General features: G+C 69.6%; 13 protein-coding genes. 4 read left to right on the top strand and 9 right to left on the bottom strand.

The window, feature by feature from the left end; all coding sequences use genetic code 11:
* Positions 1 to 6: 6 nt before the first annotated feature.
* Together EOW65_RS00570 and EOW65_RS00565 are read right to left on the bottom strand one after the other, a co-directional pair.
* Positions 7 to 1,248: an MFS transporter gene (locus EOW65_RS00570; protein WP_128147079.1), complete on the bottom strand. Its 1,242-nt coding sequence runs from the start codon at positions 1,246 to 1,248 to the stop codon at positions 7 to 9.
* 12 nt (positions 1,249 to 1,260) lie between these two features.
* On the bottom strand, positions 1,261 to 1,926 hold the full coding sequence (locus tag EOW65_RS00565; RefSeq protein WP_128147078.1) for an HAD-IA family hydrolase: 666 nt from the start codon (positions 1,924 to 1,926) through the stop codon (positions 1,261 to 1,263).
* A 106-nt stretch (positions 1,927 to 2,032) separates the two neighbouring features.
* Here EOW65_RS00565 and glmU point away from each other — a divergent pair, with 106 nt between their 5' ends.
* Genes glmU through EOW65_RS00550 form a run of 3 tightly spaced genes read left to right on the top strand, consistent with a single transcriptional unit; the run spans position 2,033 to position 6,030 of the window.
* Positions 2,033 to 3,379: a bifunctional UDP-N-acetylglucosamine diphosphorylase/glucosamine-1-phosphate N-acetyltransferase GlmU gene (gene glmU, locus EOW65_RS00560; protein ID WP_128147077.1), complete on the top strand. Its 1,347-nt coding sequence runs from the start codon at positions 2,033 to 2,035 to the stop codon at positions 3,377 to 3,379.
* The gene (gene glmS, locus EOW65_RS00555; protein WP_128147076.1) at positions 3,380 to 5,194 is read left to right on the top strand and encodes a glutamine--fructose-6-phosphate transaminase (isomerizing); all 1,815 of its coding nucleotides are present in this window, start codon (positions 3,380 to 3,382) and stop codon (positions 5,192 to 5,194) included.
* Positions 5,194 to 6,030, top strand: coding sequence for a DNA alkylation repair protein (locus EOW65_RS00550; protein ID WP_394342718.1), 837 nt, complete (start codon positions 5,194 to 5,196; stop codon positions 6,028 to 6,030). The genes glmS and EOW65_RS00550 overlap by 1 nt, the downstream gene beginning before the upstream one ends.
* A 3-nt stretch (positions 6,031 to 6,033) precedes the next feature.
* Here EOW65_RS00550 and EOW65_RS00545 read toward each other — a convergent pair whose 3' ends face one another.
* Positions 6,034 to 6,807 carry a gamma-glutamyl-gamma-aminobutyrate hydrolase family protein gene (locus tag EOW65_RS00545; RefSeq protein WP_128147075.1) on the bottom strand — a complete coding sequence of 258 codons (774 nt, stop codon included), beginning with the start codon at positions 6,805 to 6,807 and terminating at the stop codon, positions 6,034 to 6,036.
* A 184-nt stretch (positions 6,808 to 6,991) separates the two neighbouring features.
* Positions 6,992 to 9,148 carry a malate synthase G gene (locus EOW65_RS00540; RefSeq protein WP_128147074.1) on the bottom strand — a complete coding sequence of 719 codons (2,157 nt, stop codon included), beginning with the start codon at positions 9,146 to 9,148 and terminating at the stop codon, positions 6,992 to 6,994.
* Positions 9,149 to 9,368: 220 nt separating this feature from the next.
* On the opposite strand from EOW65_RS00540, the gene pepN reads away from it, so the two are divergent.
* A complete protein-coding gene (gene pepN / locus EOW65_RS00535; RefSeq protein WP_128147073.1) occupies positions 9,369 to 11,915 on the top strand; it encodes an aminopeptidase N in 2,547 nt (848 codons plus the stop codon).
* Between the two features lie 111 nt (positions 11,916 to 12,026).
* Here the strand turns inward: pepN and EOW65_RS00530 are convergent, their stop codons facing one another.
* Genes EOW65_RS00530 through EOW65_RS00510 form a run of 5 tightly spaced genes read right to left on the bottom strand, consistent with a single transcriptional unit; the run spans position 12,027 to position 15,692 of the window.
* A complete protein-coding gene (locus EOW65_RS00530) occupies positions 12,027 to 12,236 on the bottom strand; it encodes a hypothetical protein (RefSeq protein ID WP_128147072.1) in 210 nt (69 codons plus the stop codon).
* A 4-nt stretch (positions 12,237 to 12,240) separates the two neighbouring features.
* Positions 12,241 to 12,873: an SMC-Scp complex subunit ScpB gene (gene scpB / locus EOW65_RS00525; protein ID WP_121531321.1), complete on the bottom strand. Its 633-nt coding sequence runs from the start codon at positions 12,871 to 12,873 to the stop codon at positions 12,241 to 12,243.
* Entirely contained in the window at positions 12,870 to 13,670 is an 801-nt protein-coding gene (locus EOW65_RS00520) for a segregation and condensation protein A (RefSeq protein WP_128147071.1), read from the bottom strand. Before EOW65_RS00520 ends, scpB begins: the two co-directional genes overlap by 4 nt.
* A complete protein-coding gene (locus EOW65_RS00515) occupies positions 13,663 to 14,667 on the bottom strand; it encodes a glycoside hydrolase family 3 N-terminal domain-containing protein (RefSeq protein ID WP_128147070.1) in 1,005 nt (334 codons plus the stop codon). The genes EOW65_RS00520 and EOW65_RS00515 overlap by 8 nt, the downstream gene beginning before the upstream one ends.
* Positions 14,667 to 15,692, bottom strand: coding sequence for an SPOR domain-containing protein (locus EOW65_RS00510; protein WP_128147069.1), 1,026 nt, complete (start codon positions 15,690 to 15,692; stop codon positions 14,667 to 14,669). Before EOW65_RS00510 ends, EOW65_RS00515 begins: the two co-directional genes overlap by 1 nt.
* Between the last annotated feature and the right edge of the window lie 39 nt (positions 15,693 to 15,731).

Genomic DNA, 15,731 nt, shown 5'->3' with positions numbered 1-15,731 from the left:
TCCGCCTCAGATCCTGTGGCGTCGCATCAGCCCCGCGAACAGCCCGAGCGGCACGACAAGCACCGCCGCCGCGACGAAGAAGGCCGCGTCCGGGCTGCGCCAGGGCGCGGCGCCCGACAGGAAATAGCCGAAGATCCAGGTGAAGAACAGCGTGCCGAGCAGCATCGCGAGGCTCATCAGCGCCGAGATGCCGCCCTGCAGCGCGCCCTGCGCGTCCTCGGGCACGGCGCGCGACATCAGCGCGCTCATCATCGGATGCACGAAGCCCTCGGGCGCATGCAGCAGCAACAGCACCAGCACCATGGCGAGCCCGGTCGAGAGCCCGTAGCCCAAGCAGACGACCGCCGCGACCAGAAGGCCGAAAAGCGCCACCCGCGCCTCGCCCCAGCGCGCGACCGAGGGGCCGACGAGCGTCGCCTGAGCCAGCGCCATCACCCCGCCGAAACCCGCGAGGCTGATGCCCACGGTGAACTCGGACCAGCCGAATTTCGCGATCCCCCAGAACGACCAGATCGCCGGATAGACCGCGGAGCCGAAGAAATAGAGGAAGACCACCGCCGCCATCGGCAAGACGCCGCGATAGCGCGCGAAGACGGTCAGCACGCCGAGCGGGTTCGCCTCGCGCCAGCGAAACGCGCGGCGCTTCTCGGGGGCGAGAGTCTCGGGCAGCGCGATCAGGCCGAAGACGAAATTCGCCAGCGCCAGCCCCGCCGCCGCCCAGAACGGCACCCGCGTGCCGAGCGTGCCGAGCATGCCGCCCAGCCCCGGCCCGAGCACGAAGCCCAGCCCGAAGGCCGCCCCCATCAGGCCGAAGACGCGGGCGCGGTTCTCGGGCGTCGAGACATCGGCAAGGCAGGCATTGGCGATCACGAAGGAGGCACCGCAACCGCCGGCGATGATCCGCCCGACGAACAGCCAGCCGAGGCTCGGCGCCAGCGCATGCAGCACATAGTCAAGCCCGAGCCCGCCCACCGCCAGAAGCAGAAGCGGCCGCCGCCCGATCCGGTCGGAGAGCGCGCCGAGCATCGGCGCCAGCAGGAACTGGGCGAGCGAATAGACGGCAAACAGCGCCCCACCGATGGTGGCGGCATCACCGAGCCCGATATGGCCGACCTCCTCGATCAGCCGCGGCATCACCGGCAGGATCAGGCCGAGACCGACCATGTCGATGAAGACGACGAGCAGAGCGAAGAGGGTGGCACGGCGGGCGGCGGCGGGGGCCGGCGCAGAGGCGGAAACGGCGGTCATCGGAAAACTCGTTCAGACTATCAAACGCGCGCTGAGCGCAGGAAGATCGCGGTAATAGTCAAGGAGCGCCTCGGGCGCAAGCCGGGCGATCCCCGTCCCCTCGGGGCCGAAGGTGACCAGCACGCAGGGCACCCCCGCGGCGCGCGCTGTCTCGCGGTCGGTCGCGGTATCGCCGACAAGAAGCGAGCGCGCCACGCTGCCCCCGGCGCCGGCGACGGCCGCGGCATAGGGCGCGGGGTCGGGCTTGCGCACCGGCAGCGTATCGGCACCGATCAGCGCATCGAAGAGCCCCGCGATGCCCAGATCGGCGACAAGCCGCCGGGCCAGTCCCTCGGGCTTGTTGGTGCAGATCGCGGTGGCGAACCCCGCGCGGCGCAGTGCCTCGACCGCCTCGGCGGCGCCCGGGTAAAGGCGGGTGCTTTCACAGATATTCGCGCCGTAATGGGCCAGAAGCGGCGCATAATCGGCCTCGGTCAGGGCCTCGGCCTCGGGGTGGCCGACCCGGCCATAGCCAAGCCGCAGCATCGCGCGCCCGCCGTGAAAGGCGGTCAGCGCATCGGCGCCCGGATCGAGCAGATCGCCCAGCCCGCGGGCGCGAAAGCAGGCATTCGCCGCGGCGATCAGGTCGGCCGAGGTGTCGGCCAGCGTGCCGTCGAGATCGAAAACCACCGTGCGCATTCCTGCCTCCTTCTCGTAACACCGCGAAAGAGAGCGTGAAGAGCACGGACTTGCGGCGGGGCAAGCTATGGGTAAAACGGGGACGAGCAGAAGAAAAGGCACTCTCATGGCCATTGCGCTGATCGTTCTCGCCGCGGGACAGGGCACCCGCATGAATTCCGACCTGCCAAAGGTGCTGCACCGGCTCGGCGCGGCGCCGCTGGTCGCCCATGCGCTGGCCGCGGGCCGCGCACTCGAACCCGAGCGGGTGATCGTCGTCGCGGGCCATGGCGCCGAGGCGGTGACGAAGGCGGTGGCCAGGCTCGACCCCGAGGCCGAGGTTGTGCTGCAGGAAGAACAGCTGGGCACCGGCCACGCCGTGGCGCAGGCCCTGCCCGCGCTTGCGGGCTTCGAGGGCCGGGTGATCGTGCTTTACGGCGACACCCCCTTCATCCGCCCCGAGACGCTTGAGGCGCTGGCGGCAAGCCCCGCCGATGTCACCGTGCTGGGCTTCGAGGCGGCCGATCCCGGGCGCTATGGCCGGCTGGTGGCGCAGGGTGCGACGCTCGAGCGGATCGTCGAGTTCAAGGACGCGACCGAGGCCGAGCGGGCGATCACCCTGTGCAACTCGGGGGTTCTCGCCTGTGACGCCGCGGTGCTGGCCCGCCTTGTCGCCGGGCTTGGCAATGACAATGCGGCGGGCGAATACTACCTGACCGACGTCGTCGCCGCGGCCCGCGCCGAAGGTCTGGCGGCCGAGGTCGTGACCTGCCCCGAGGCCGAGACACTGGGCATCAACACCCGCGCCGAACTCGCGCGCGCCGAAGCGCTCTTCCAGGCGCGGATGCGCGCCGAGGCGCAGGAGAACGGCGTCACCATGACCGACCCGGCGACGGTCTGGTTCGCGCTGGACACCTATATCGGCCGCGACGTGGTGCTGGGCCCGAACATCGTCTTCGGCCCCGGCGTCACCATCGAGAGCGGCGCCACGATCGAGGCCTTCTGCCATCTCGAGGGCTGCCACATCTCGCGCGGCGCCACCATCGGCCCCTTCGCGCGGCTGCGCCCCGGCGCGGAACTGGCCGAGGACGTGCATGTCGGCAACTTCGTCGAGGTGAAGAACTCGATCCTCGGCGAGGGGGTGAAGGTCGGCCACCTGACCTATCTGGGCGACGCCGACATCGGCGAGGGCACCAATATCGGCGCGGGCACCGTGACCTGCAATTACGACGGCGTGTTCAAGCACCGCACCACCATCGGCGCGAATGCCTTCATCGGTTCCGACACGATGCTGGTCGCGCCGGTGACGGTGGGCGACGGCGCCTTGACCGCCTCGGGCTCGGTCATCACCAATGACGTGGCCCCGGGCGCACTGGCGCTTGGCCGCGCCAAGCAAGTGTCGAAGCCGGGCCTTGCCACGAAATTGTTCGAGCGTCTCCGGGCGCAAAAAGCCAGCCTGAAGAAAGGCGCGTAAATGTGTGGGATCATTGGTGTTCTTGGCAATCACGAAGTGGCTCCGCTGCTGGTGGAAAGCCTCAAGCGGCTGGAATATCGCGGCTATGACTCGGCGGGCATCGCCACGGTGAACGGCGGCCGGCTCGACCGGCGCCGCGCGGTCGGCAAGCTGGTGAACCTCTCCGATCTGCTGGTGCACGAACCGCTCGCCGGCAAGGCCGGCATCGGCCACACCCGCTGGGCGACGCATGGCGCGGCGACGGTCGGCAATGCCCACCCGCACCGCTCGGGCCCAGTTGCCGTGGTGCACAACGGCATCATCGAGAACTTCCGCGAACTCCGCGAAGAGGCCGCCGCCGCCGGCCTGCGGGCCGAGACCCAGACCGACACCGAGACCGTCGCGCTCATCACCCGCATGTTCATCGACCGCGGCCTTCCCCCGCGCGAGGCCGCCGTCGCAACGCTGAAGAAGCTCGAGGGCGCCTTTGCGCTGCTGTGGATCTTCGAGGGCGAGGACGACCTGCTGATCGCCGCGCGCAAGGGCTCGCCCCTGGCGATCGGCCATGGCGACGGCGAGATGTTCGTCGGCTCTGACGCGATCGCGCTCGCCCCGCTCACCGACCGCATCACCTATCTGGCCGAGGGTGATTATGCCTTCGTCACCCGCAAGGGCGCCGAGATCTATGACGCCGAGGGCCGCCGCGCGAACCGCGACGAGACCCGCATCGACCTTGGCGCCACCCGCGTCGAAAAGGGCGGCTACAAGCATTTCATGGCGAAGGAAATCGCCGAACAGCCGGTGGTGCTGGGCGATGCGCTGCGCCACTATCTGGGCGAAGATGCCGTCAACCTGCCGGAGACGCTCGATTTCACCGGGCTCGACCAGCTGACGCTCGTCGCCTGCGGCACCGCCTTCTATGCCTGCACCGTGGCGAAATACTGGTTCGAGAGCCTCGCCGGCCTGCCCTGCGAGATCGACGTGGCGTCCGAGTTCCGCTATCGCGAGCCGCCTCTGCCGGAGAACAGCTTCGCCGTCTTCGTCAGCCAGTCGGGCGAGACCGCCGACACCCTCGCCGCGTTGCGCTATTGCGCCGAGAAGGTGCGCAAGACCGTCGCCGTGGTGAACGTCGCCACCTCCTCGATCGCGCGCGAATGTGACGTGGCGCTGCCGATCCTCGCCGGCGTCGAAGTGGGCGTCGCCTCGACAAAGGCCTTCACCTGTCAGCTGCTGGTGCTGGCGGTGATGGCGCTGAAGGCGGGCGTCGACCGGGGCCGGATCGGGCCCGAGGCGCTGGCTGCGCACATGGAGGCGCTGCGGTCGCTTCCGGGGCTGATGAACGCGGCACTGGCGACGTCGGAGCCGATCGTGAAGCTCGCCGAGCGGCTGGCCGAGGCGCAGGACATCCTGTTCCTCGGCCGCGGCCCGATGTTCCCGCTGGCCCTCGAAGGCGCGCTGAAGCTCAAGGAAATCAGCTATATCCACGCCGAAGGCTATGCCTCGGGCGAGCTCAAGCACGGCCCCATCGCGCTGATTGACCGGACCGTGCCGGTGATCGTGATGGCGCCGCATGACCGGCTCTTCGACAAGACCGTGTCGAACATGCAGGAGGTGATGGCGCGTCACGGCATGGTGCTGCTGATCTCGGATGCGAAGGGCATCGCCGAGGCGGCCGAGGGCACCTGGGCGACGCTGAAGATGCCCGCCGTGGCCGAGCCCTTCGCGCCGATCCTCTACGCACTGCCGGCGCAGCTGCTGGCCTATCACACCGCCATCGCCAAGGGCACCGATGTCGACCAGCCGCGCAACCTGGCGAAATCCGTGACGGTGGAGTGATGGGGCGCAGCCGCAAGCCGAAACTGATCCGTCAGGGGCCCGAGCGCGAGATGACCGCCGAGGAGGCGCAGCTTGCCGCCGAGGCCGCGGCCTATGCCGCCTCGGACGCCGCCTATGAGCAATATGCCGAGCCGGAGGCGGCCGAAGACCTCGGCCCGCCGCCCGGCGTCGCGGATGCGATCGCGGCACTCGAGGCCTGTGGCGATGCCGGCCGCGCAGAGGGCGCCGCCGCCTATCACAAGGCCGAGCGCCGCTATCTCGGTGTGCCGGTGCCGCTCATCGAGGATTGCGCGCGGCTGTGGCGGGCGCAGGCGACGCTCGACGAACGCCTCGCCCTCGCCCAAGGCCTGTGGGACAGCAACATCCACGAGGCGATGATCGCCGCGGCGAAACTGCTGACCCAGGCCCGGATGCGCCCCGACGACGCCGCCTGGGAGATGATCGCCGGCTGGGCCGAGGGGTTCGACGCCTGGGCCGTGGCCGACACCGCCTGCGCCGCGGGGGCGCGCCGGCTTACCGCCGATCCCGCCCGGCTCGACCGGGTCGAGAGCTGGATCGACAGCCCCAATATGTGGACCCGGCGCGCGGCGCTGGTGATCACCCTGCCCTTCACCAAGTCGAACCACCCCACCGCCGAAGAAGTCGCGATCCGCGAGCGTGTGCTCGGCTGGGCCGCGCGGCTGGCGCCCGAGCGCGACTGGTTCATCCAAAAGGCGATCGGCTGGTGGCTGCGGGAACTCGCGAAACACGACGCGCCCCGCGTGCGCGCCTGGCTCGCGGCGCATGGCGAAACGCTCAAGCCTTTTGCACGCAAGGAAGCGGCGAAATCCCTCTAGGGCTCAGGCGACCTTCGTCGCCTGCCCCTTGCCTGCCGCCCATTCCCGCACCGCATCGCCGAAGGCGGTGAACAGCGGGCGCGAGACCGGATCGGCCTCGGCGTTCCATTCGGGATGCCATTGCACCGCCAGGGTGAAGCCCGGCGCGTCGCGCACCCAGATCGCCTCGGGCGTGCCATCCTCGGCCCGCCCCTCGATCACCACCCGCGGCCCCGGCTCGGCAATGCCCTGCCCGTGCAGCGTGTTGGTCATCACCTCGCTCGCACCGAACAGCCGCGCAAACCGCCCGCCCGGCGTCAGCTCGACCTTGTGGCGCAGCGCAAAGGCCTCCTCGAGCGTGCCCTCGGGCGGCATCCGGTGGTTCATCCGCCCGGGCAATTCGCGGATCTCGGGGTGGAGCGTGCCGCCCAAGGCCACGTTCACCTCCTGAAAGCCGCGACAGATGCCGAGGAACGGCTGCCCGCGTTCGACGCAGGCGCGCACCAGCGGCAGGGTGATCGCATCGCGGGCACGGTCGAAGGTGCCGTGCTTTTCAGTCTCTTCCTCGCCGTATTCGTTCGGGTGCACATTCGGTCTCCCGCCGGTGAGCAGGAAGCCGTCACAGACCTCGAGCAGTTCCTCGACCGACAGATAGGCCGGGTCGGCCGGGATCAGCAGCGGGATGCACTGTGCCACATGGCTCACCGCGCAGGAGTTCATCTGCCCGCCTTCGTGCACGGGATAGCGCCCGTTGAGCAGGCCGCGATTGCCGATGATGCCGACAACTGGTCTCGTCATGATGAAACTCCCTTCGCGGGAAAAGCTAGTCGGTCCCGCCGCGCCGGAAAAGACGCATCACCGCGCAGGGGCTGTGCATCCGGGAAATCTGCCCCGTTGCCGGGCAAAAACCGCCCCCCTGCTTTCTCCTTGCCCGAAATACCTCGGGGGCGAGGGGGCAGCGCCCCCTCTCCGTCCGCAAGGCTCAGCCGCCCGCCTTCACCTGGGCGCGGCGCGCGTGCAGCACCGGCTCGGTATAGCCCGAGGGCTGCACCGAGCCGAGGAAGACAAGATCGCAGGCCGCCTGGAAGGCAAGCCCGTCATAGCCCGGCGCCATCGGCCGGTAGGCCGGATCGCCGGCGTTCTGCCGGTCGACCACCGCCGCCATCTTGCGCAGCGCCTCCATCACCCGGCCCTCGCTGACCACGCCATGGTGCAGCCAGTTCGCCAGTGCCTGGCTGGAGATGCGGCAGGTGGCGCGGTCTTCCATCAGGCCGACGTCATGGATGTCGGGCACCTTCGAGCAGCCCACCCCCTGATCGACCCAGCGCACGACATAGCCGAGGATGCCCTGCGCGTTGTTCTCGATCTCGTCGGCGATCTCGGCCTCGGAATAGTTCCGCCCGGCGGCCAGCGGGATCGTCAGCAGATCCTCGAGCCGGCCGGGCCGGTTCATCGCCGCGATCTCGCGCTGACGCGCCTTCACGTCGATGCGGTGGTAATGCGTCGCGTGCAGCGTCGCGGCGGTCGGGCTCGGCACCCAGGCGCAGTTCGCGCCCGCGCTCGGATGGCCCACCTTCTGTGCCAGCATGTCGGCCATCTTGTCGGGCGCCGCCCACATGCCCTTGCCGATCTGCGCGCGGCCCGCGAGCCCGCAGCGCAGGCCGATGTCGACGTTGCGGTCCTCATAGGCCTGAATCCAGGGCTGCGACTTCATCTCGCCCTTCCTCAGCATCGGCCCCGCCTCCATCGAGGTGTGGATCTCGTCGCCGGTGCGGTCGAGGAAGCCAGTGTTGATGAAGGCCACCCGATGCGTCGCGGCACGGATGCATTCCTTCAGGTTGACCGAGGTGCGCCGCTCCTCGTCCATGATGCCGAGCTTGACGGTGTGACGCGGCAGGCCCAGCACCTCCTCGACCCGGTCGAAGATCTCGGCGGCGAAGGCCACTTCCTCGGGCCCGTGCATCTTCGGCTTCACCACATAGACCGAGCCGGTGACCGAGTTGCGCGCCCCCGTCTCCTTCTTCAGGTCGTGCATCGCGCACAGAACCGTCACCATCGCGTCCATCAGCCCCTCGAAGGCCTCGGCGCCGTCACGGGTCACGATCGCGGAGGTGGTCATCAGATGGCCCACGTTGCGCACCAGCATCAGCGCCCGGCCCTTCAGCGTGAAGTCGATGCCGTCCGGGTCGACAAAGCTCAGATCCGGGTTCAGCGCGCGGGTGAAGGTGGTCGTGCCCTTCGTCACCTCTTCGGCCAGCGTGCCCTGCATCAGGCCCAGCCAGTTCGCATAGGCGAGCACCTTGTCCTCGGCATCGACGCAGGCGACCGAGTCCTCGCAATCCATGATCGAGGAAATCGCCGCCTCCATCCGCACGTCGCAGATGCCGGCCGGGTCGGTCTTGCCGATCGGATGGCTCGGGTCGATGTCGACGATGACATGCAACCCGTTGTGCTTGAGCACCACCGAGACCGGCGCGCCCGCCTCGCCGGCAAAGCCCGTGAATTGCGCCGGGTCGCGCAGCCCGGTCTCTTCCGAGGTCTCGGCAAACAGCCCGCCATCCTCGACCCACAGCCGCGTGACCGCGGCCCAGCTGCCGGCGACCAGCGGGAAGCTCTGGTCGAGGAAGTCCTTCGCCCAGGCGATCACCTGCGCGCCGCGCGCGGGATCATAGCCCTTGGCGACCGGCGCGGCGCCGAGCGCATCGTTGCCGTAAAGCGCGTCGTAAAGCGAGCCCCAGCGCGCATTCGCCGCGTTCAGCGCATAGCGTGCATTGGTGATCGGCACGACCAGCTGCGGGCCGCAGATGCTGGCGAATTCTGGATCGGTCGCCGCTGTCTCGATGACGAAATCCTCGCCCTCGGGCACGATATAGCCGATCTCCTCGAGGAAGGCGCGATAGGCCACCGCGTCATGGCCCTTGCCACGGTGGTGCAGGTGCCAGTCGTCGATCTTCGACTGGATCGCCTCGCGCTTGTCCAGAAGCGCACGGTTCTTCGGGCCGAGCTCATGGAGCAGCGCCGAGAAGCCCGCCCAGAACCGCGCCGGATCGACCCCGGTGCCCGGCAGTGCCCGTTCCTCGACGAAGGCGGCCAGCTCCGCCGCCACCTGCAACCCTTCGCGTTCCACCCGTGCCGTCATTCTGGCCTCCTTCTTTGCGCGTCACCTTTTGCCCGAGCCTGCCCCCCTGTCCAGCGAAAATGCCGTGATTTCCGCCGTTCCGCGGGGTCCGGCCGATCATTCTGCGCAAGCCCGGCAAGATCCTGCCGCAGGACCGGGCAACGCGCGAACCGCCCCGCCCCCCTTGCCCCTGCCGGCCGCGGGGCCTAGCTTTGGCGCCAATTCCGGAGGCAGAATTCCCATGGACGGCACCACCTATCTTTCCGACTATCGCCCCTATCCCTTCACCCTGAGCACGGTCTCGCTGACCTTCCGCCTCGCCCCGCGCGCGACGCGGGTCACGGCGCGGCTGGCGCTGTCCCCGCGTGCGGCGGGGGCAGCCCTGCATCTGGACGGCGAGGAGCTGAAGCTCATTTCGCTCGCGCTCGACGGGGCGGCGCTCGCGCCCGCCGATTACCGTCTCACCGAGACCGGCCTGACCATCCATCCCGCCGCCCTGCCCGAAGGCCCCTTCACCCTCGAGACCGAGGTCGAGATCGCGCCCGAGACGAACACCGCGCTCGAAGGGCTCTACATGTCGAAGGGCATGTATTGCACGCAATGCGAGGCCGAGGGCTTCCGCAAGATCACCTTCTACCCCGACCGCCCCGACGTGATGGCGCGCTTCCACGTGCGGATCGAGGGCGAGGCACCGGTGCTTCTGTCGAACGGCAACCCGGTCGGCGCGGGCGATGGCTGGGCCGAATGGGACGACCCCTGGCCGAAGCCCGCCTATCTCTTCGCCCTCGTCGCGGGCGAGCTGGTGGCGACGCAGGGCAGCTTCACCACGATGTCCGGGCGCAAGGCCGATCTGAACGTCTGGGTCCGCCCCGGCGACGAAGACCGCACCGACTATGCGCTTGGCGCGATCCAGCGCTCGATGAAATGGGACGAGGAGGCCTTCGGGCGCGAATATGACCTCGATGTCTTCAACCTGGTCGCGGTCGATGACTTCAACATGGGCGCGATGGAGAACAAGGGCCTGAACATCTTCAACTCCAAGCTCGTCCTCGCCTCGCCCGAGACCGCGACAGACCTCGATTACGAACGTATCGAGGGGGTGATCGGGCACGAGTATTTCCACAACTGGACCGGCGACCGCATCACCTGCCGCGACTGGTTCCAGCTGTGCCTGAAGGAAGGGCTGACCGTCTTCCGCGACCAGTCCTTCACCTCGGACATGCGGCTTGGCGCGGTGAAGCGGATCGAGGACGTGATCGCGTTGCGCGCGCGCCAGTTCCGCGAGGATGCCGGCCCCCTCGCCCATCCGCCGCGCCCCGATCATTATCGCGAGATCAACAACTTCTACACCTCGACCGTCTATGAAAAGGGCGCCGAGGTGGTGCGGATGCTGCAGACGCTGCTGGGACCTGACGGGTTCCGCGCGGCGATGGATCTCTATTTTGCGCGCCACGACGGTCAGGCCTGCACCATCGAGGACTGGATCACCGTCTTCGAGGATGCCTCGGGCCGCGATCTTGGCCAGTTCAAGCGCTGGTACACCGACGCCGGCACGCCGCATCTGACGGTGACCGAGACCTTCGAGAACGGCACCTACACGCTCGAGTTCACGCAGGACACAAAGCCGACCCCGGGTCAGGCCGAGAAACCGCCGCGGCTGATCCCGATTGCCGTCGGGCTGATCGGCCCGAATGGCGACGAAGTGGTGCCGACCCGCGTGCTCGAGATGACCGAGGCGCGGCAGAGCTTTGCCTTCGAGGGGCTCGGCGCGAAGCCGGTGCCCTCGATCCTGCGCGGCTTCTCGGCGCCCGTCGTGCTGGAGCGCCAGACCTCGCCCGCCGAGCAGGCCTTCCTGCTCGCAAACGACACCGACCCGTTCAACCGCTGGGAGGCCGGCCGCAGCCTGGCGCGCGAGACGCTGATCGCGATGACCACGGGGGCGGCGCCCGATGCCGAATACCTCGACGCCGTGGGCGGGCTGATCGCCGACGAGGCCGCCGATCCGGCCTTCCGTGCCCTCGTGCTGCGCCTGCCCTCTGAGGACGAGATCGCCCAGGCGATCGCGGCGTCCGGCAAGGTCGCCGACCCCGATGCGATCCATGCCGCGCGCACGGCGCTGATGCAGGCGCTGGCGGCGCGTCACGAGGCCACGCTTGCCGCGACCTATGAGGCCTGCGCCCAGCCCGGGGCCTATCGGCCCGAGGCGGCCGATGCCGGGCGGCGGTCGCTGCGCCTGGCCTGTCTGGCGCTCTTGGGCACACGCGATGGCGGCGCCCGGGCGGCGGCGCTCTTCGATAACGCCACCAACATGACCGAGAGCCTTGGCGCGCTTGGCCTTCTGGTTGCGCAGGGCAAGGGCGAGGCGGCGCTTGCCCGTTTCCGCGCCCGCTGGCAGGACAATGCGCTGGTGATGGACAAGTGGTTCACCACCCAGCTCGCGCTCTGCCCGCCCGCCGAGGCTGCCGACCGGGCCGCACGTCTGGCCGAAGACCCGCTCTTCACCTGGAAGAATCCGAACCGCTTCCGCGCGCTGATGGGCGGGCTGTCGGCCAACCATGCGGGCTTCCACCGCGCCGATGGCGCGGGCTATCGCTTCTATGCCGACTGGCTGATCCGGCTCGATCCGGTGAACCCGCAGACCGCGGCGCGGATGTCGACCGCCTTCGAGACCCGGGCGCGCTATGACGCGGGGCGGCAGGCGAAGATCCGCGCCGAGCTGGAACGGATCGCGGCGGTCGAGGGGCTGAGCCGGGATCTGAGCGAGATGACGGCGCGGTTGCTGGGGTGATCGGGACAGAGAGGGGGCCCTGCCCCCTCTTTTGCGCTGCGCGCAAAATTCATCCCCGGGATATTTGGAGCGATTGGAAGCTGGGGGCCGCGGCTGTGCGGCGCCCCGGGCTCAGCGGATGCGGCGGGTGATGCGGGCGGCCTGACGGGCGCGCTTGACCGCGGCCCGCATGTCGCGGGCGGCCTTGCGCTCGGCCGGCGTCATCTCGGCCGCGGGCTTGCCCTTGCCGGCGGCAAGCTGGGTGCCCTTGCGGATGCCGAAGTTCATCAGCTTCTGCATCACCATCCGGATCACCATGTTGATCAGCTGGTTCATGTTCATCGCGTCACTCCTCCTCGAAGAGTTCGGTCTGGCCGGTGATTTCCTCGTCTTCCTCATCCGTGCCCGGCATCGGCCGGCTGTCAAGCAGCCCGGCCGCGCGCAGCTCCTTCAGCCCGGGCAGATCGCGCGCGCTTTCGAGGCCGAAATGGTCGAGGAAGGTCTCGGTCACCACGAAGGTCACCGGCCGCCCCGGGCTCATCCGGCGCCGGCCGAAGCGGATCCAGTCGAGTTCCAGCAACTGGTCGATGGTGCCGCGTGACACCGCCACGCCGCGGATCTCCTCGATCTCGGCGCGGGTGACGGGCTGGTGATAGGCGACGATGGCGAGGGTCTCGATCGCGGCGCGGCTGAGCTTCTTCTGCTCGACCGTCTCCTTCTGCATCAGGAAGCCGAGGTCCGGCGCAGTGCGGAAGGCCCAGGCGTCGCCGACCCTGACCACATGCACCCCCCGCCCCTCGTAGCGGCGGCGCAGATAGGCGAGCGCCTCGGCCGCGTCGCAGCCATGCGGCATCCGCGCCTCCATCTCGCGCAGGGTCACGGGTTCGGGCGCAGCGAAGAGGATCGCCTCGACCATCCGTTCCTGCTCGGCGATCGGCGGCGCCTCGAACAGCGATTTCTCCTGCGGTGTCCCGGTCATCCCTGCCTCGGCGTGGTTCTTGCGCGGATCGAGATCGGCGCGAAGGTCTCTCGTTGACGGATCTCGATCCGGCCCTGTTTCGCCAGCTCGAGCGAGGCGGCGAAGGTGGCGGCGGCGGCGGTGCGGCGCCGCTTCGGGTCAAGCTGCCATCCCTCGGGCAGATAGTGCATGAGGTCGGTCCAGTCCACCACCTCGCCGAGGATCGGGCGCAGCCGCTCGAGCGCCTGCTCCATCGTCATCAGGTCCTTGCGGTCAAAGGCATAGGGGCGGAACTCGTCGCGGGTGCGGATCCGGGCATAGGCCTGCATCAGCTCGAGGAGCGAGGCGGTATAGGTCACGCGTCGCACCCGCTCGACGCTTTCCTCCTCGCCGCGGGCGAAGAAGTCGCGGCCGAGCTGATCGCGCGCCATCAGCTTTGCCGCGGCCTCGCGCATCGCCGAGAGCCGTTCGAGCTGGAAGGCGAGGTGCGCGGCGAGGTCCTCGGCCGAAGGGCCGTCGGCCGTCGGGTCGGGCGGCAGCAGCAGGCGCGATTTCAGGAAGGCAAGCCAGGCCGCCATCACCAGATAATCGGCCGCAAGCTCGATCCGCAGCGCCTTCGCCTCCTCGACGAAGCGCAGGTATTGCTCGGCCAGCTGCAGCACCGAGATCTTGCGCAGATCGACCTTTTGCGTGCGCGAAAGCATCAAGAGAAGGTCGAGCGGCCCTTCGAAGCCGTCGACATCGACGATCAGCGCCTCGGCGGCCAGCCGCTCGGAGACGCTCGTCGCTTCGAAAAGGTGGATCGGATCCTCAGCCATGTGCCGTGCCGCCCAGCAAAGCCTCAAGCTCGGCTTCAAGGGCACGGATGTCAACGGGGTCAGGCGGCAAACGCCGCGACAGCGCCGCCTCGGCGCGGGCGGCGGCGGCGGGCGACAGCCGGCCGGCGGCGGCAACCGCGGGTTCCATCCCGGCCCGGTCGCCCTTGCAATGCAGCACGAGGTCACAGCCCGCCGCGATCGAGGCGGCGGCACGGTCGCCCATGCCGCCCGCCAGCGCCTCCATGCCGATGTCGTCGGTCATCAGGAGGCCGTCGAAACCGATCTCGTCGCGAATGAGCCCGATCATCCGCGGCGATTGCGTCGCCGGGGCGTCATCGAAGGCGGTGAAGCGGATATGGGCGGTCATCCCCATCGGCAGGTCGGCAAGCGCGCGGAACGGGGCAAAATCGGTCTCCGCCAGCTCGGCCGCGGGCGCGTCGACCACCGGCAGGTGCAGGTGGCTGTCGGCCTCAGCCCGGCCATGGCCCGGCATGTGTTTCATCACCGGCAGCACGCCGCCCGCCAGAAAGCCCTCGGCCGTCGCGCGGGCATTAGCGATCACCGTCGCGGGGGCGGTGCCAAAGCAGCGATTGCGCAGGAACGGGTGCGTGCGCGGGCCGGCGATGTCACAGGTTGGCGCGCAATTCGCGTCGATGCCAAGCGCGCGCAGCTCGTCCGCCATGATCCGCGCCCGCAGCCAGAAGCTGCGCGGGGCCGCGGCACCGGCGGCACGCGCCTGATCGAGCGGCGGCAGCCATTCGCGCCAGTGCGGCGCGCGCAGCCGCTGCACGCGGCCCCCCTCCTGGTCGATCAGGATCGGTGCCTCGCGGCCGACGGCGGCGCGCAGATCGCCGGTCAGGCGGCGGATCTGCTCGGGCGTCTCGACATTGCGGCCGAAGAGGATAAAGCCCCACGGGTCCGCCGCGCGGAAGAAGGCGGCCTCGTCGCGGCCGAGCTGCGCGCCGGCGCAGCCAAGGATCGTCGCGCCGCTCGTCATCAGCGCGCCAGCGTCGGGATGCAGTTCGCGCCTTCGGCGACGAGGGCCGCGCAGAAGCGGCGCGCCTCGTCGACATTGCCGAAGCCCGCGACGCGCAGCCGCCAGAAATCGCGCCCGCCCGAGGTCGCCTTCTGCACGATGCGCTGCTTGCCGTCGAGCAGCGGGTCGAAGCGGGCAGCGATGCGGTCCCATTCCTTGCGCGCGATCTCGGGGCTGTCGAAGGCGCCGATCTGCACCACGCGCGTGCCCTCGGCAAGCTTCGCCGGGTCGACCTCGGTCACCGGCTTCGGCTTCGCCGTCGGGCGGTTACCCGAGGCATCGGCGACGATGGCATTGGCGACAAGGTCCTTCGCCGGACGCTTCATCGGCCGCGGCGAGCGGGCCACGCCGGGAACGGTCGTGGGGATCACCGCGCTTGCGGCAGCGACGGGCTTTGCCGCGGGGGGAATTGCGGCGGGCGGGGCAGCGCCGGCCACGACCACATCCGCTTCCGCGGCCTCGGCGGCGGGATCGGGCACGGCCTCGGCATCGAGCGCGACGGCGCTGCCCTCGGGCAGCTCGGCCACAGGCGGCACGGCCGGCACCGGCTCTTCCGGCGCGGCAGCGCGCGCCGGGCGCGGCACATCTGGCAGCGGGCGCAGCGCCGACATCGGGCCGTCATCATCGGACAGACGCTCCGGATCGGGGGCAAGCACCACGCGCTCGGGCGCGGGCGCGGCAAGGCCCGTGCCGGCAACCTCGTTCACCGAAAGACCGACATGGCGGGCCAGATCGCCGCCCGGGTCCTCGGGTGCGATGCGGCCCGGCCCCTCGAGCGCCCGGATCACCGGCACCCCCGACACGTCGCGCACGGCAAGCCTGTAGCCCCAGACCACGACGCCGAGGATCAGCGCGACCGAGGTGGCGGCACCGGCATATTGCACCCAGCGGGACACCGGATCGGCAACGCCATGCGGCGCGCCGGGCTCGTGCCCGCCGCCGTCATAGCCATAGCCACCGCTGTCGCGATCGTGAAAGCCTGCCATGCTCGCCTCGCCGCCGGTTCACCCGGCATTTGCCTCTCC

It is taken from the genome of Paenirhodobacter ferrireducens, from assembly GCF_004022265.1.
Lineage (GTDB): Bacteria > Pseudomonadota > Alphaproteobacteria > Rhodobacterales > Rhodobacteraceae > Rhodobacter > Rhodobacter ferrireducens.
This window is presented reverse-complemented; position numbering and strand designations above follow the sequence as displayed.

What these genes read in the sequence shown, in the direction of transcription:
- EOW65_RS00530 (WP_128147072.1), bottom strand. Translation starts at nt 12,236, where the DNA reads ATGAACATGAACCAGCTGATCAACATGGTGATCCGGATGGTGATGCAG.
- glmS (WP_128147076.1), top strand. Translation starts at nt 3,380, where the DNA reads ATGTGTGGGATCATTGGTGTTCTTGGCAATCACGAAGTGGCTCCGCTG.
- glmU (WP_128147077.1), top strand. Translation starts at nt 2,033, where the DNA reads ATGGCCATTGCGCTGATCGTTCTCGCCGCGGGACAGGGCACCCGCATG.
- EOW65_RS00540 (WP_128147074.1), bottom strand. Translation starts at nt 9,148, where the DNA reads ATGACGGCACGGGTGGAACGCGAAGGGTTGCAGGTGGCGGCGGAGCTG.
- EOW65_RS00550 (WP_394342718.1), top strand. Translation starts at nt 5,194, where the DNA reads ATGGGGCGCAGCCGCAAGCCGAAACTGATCCGTCAGGGGCCCGAGCGC.
- EOW65_RS00565 (WP_128147078.1), bottom strand. Translation starts at nt 1,926, where the DNA reads ATGCGCACGGTGGTTTTCGATCTCGACGGCACGCTGGCCGACACCTCG.
- EOW65_RS00570 (WP_128147079.1), bottom strand. Translation starts at nt 1,248, where the DNA reads ATGACCGCCGTTTCCGCCTCTGCGCCGGCCCCCGCCGCCGCCCGCCGT.
- scpB (WP_121531321.1), bottom strand. Translation starts at nt 12,873, where the DNA reads ATGACCGGGACACCGCAGGAGAAATCGCTGTTCGAGGCGCCGCCGATC.
- EOW65_RS00515 (WP_128147070.1), bottom strand. Translation starts at nt 14,667, where the DNA reads ATGACGAGCGGCGCGACGATCCTTGGCTGCGCCGGCGCGCAGCTCGGC.
- EOW65_RS00545 (WP_128147075.1), bottom strand. Translation starts at nt 6,807, where the DNA reads ATGACGAGACCAGTTGTCGGCATCATCGGCAATCGCGGCCTGCTCAAC.
- pepN (WP_128147073.1), top strand. Translation starts at nt 9,369, where the DNA reads ATGGACGGCACCACCTATCTTTCCGACTATCGCCCCTATCCCTTCACC.
- EOW65_RS00520 (WP_128147071.1), bottom strand. Translation starts at nt 13,670, where the DNA reads ATGGCTGAGGATCCGATCCACCTTTTCGAAGCGACGAGCGTCTCCGAG.
- EOW65_RS00510 (WP_128147069.1), bottom strand. Translation starts at nt 15,692, where the DNA reads ATGGCAGGCTTTCACGATCGCGACAGCGGTGGCTATGGCTATGACGGC.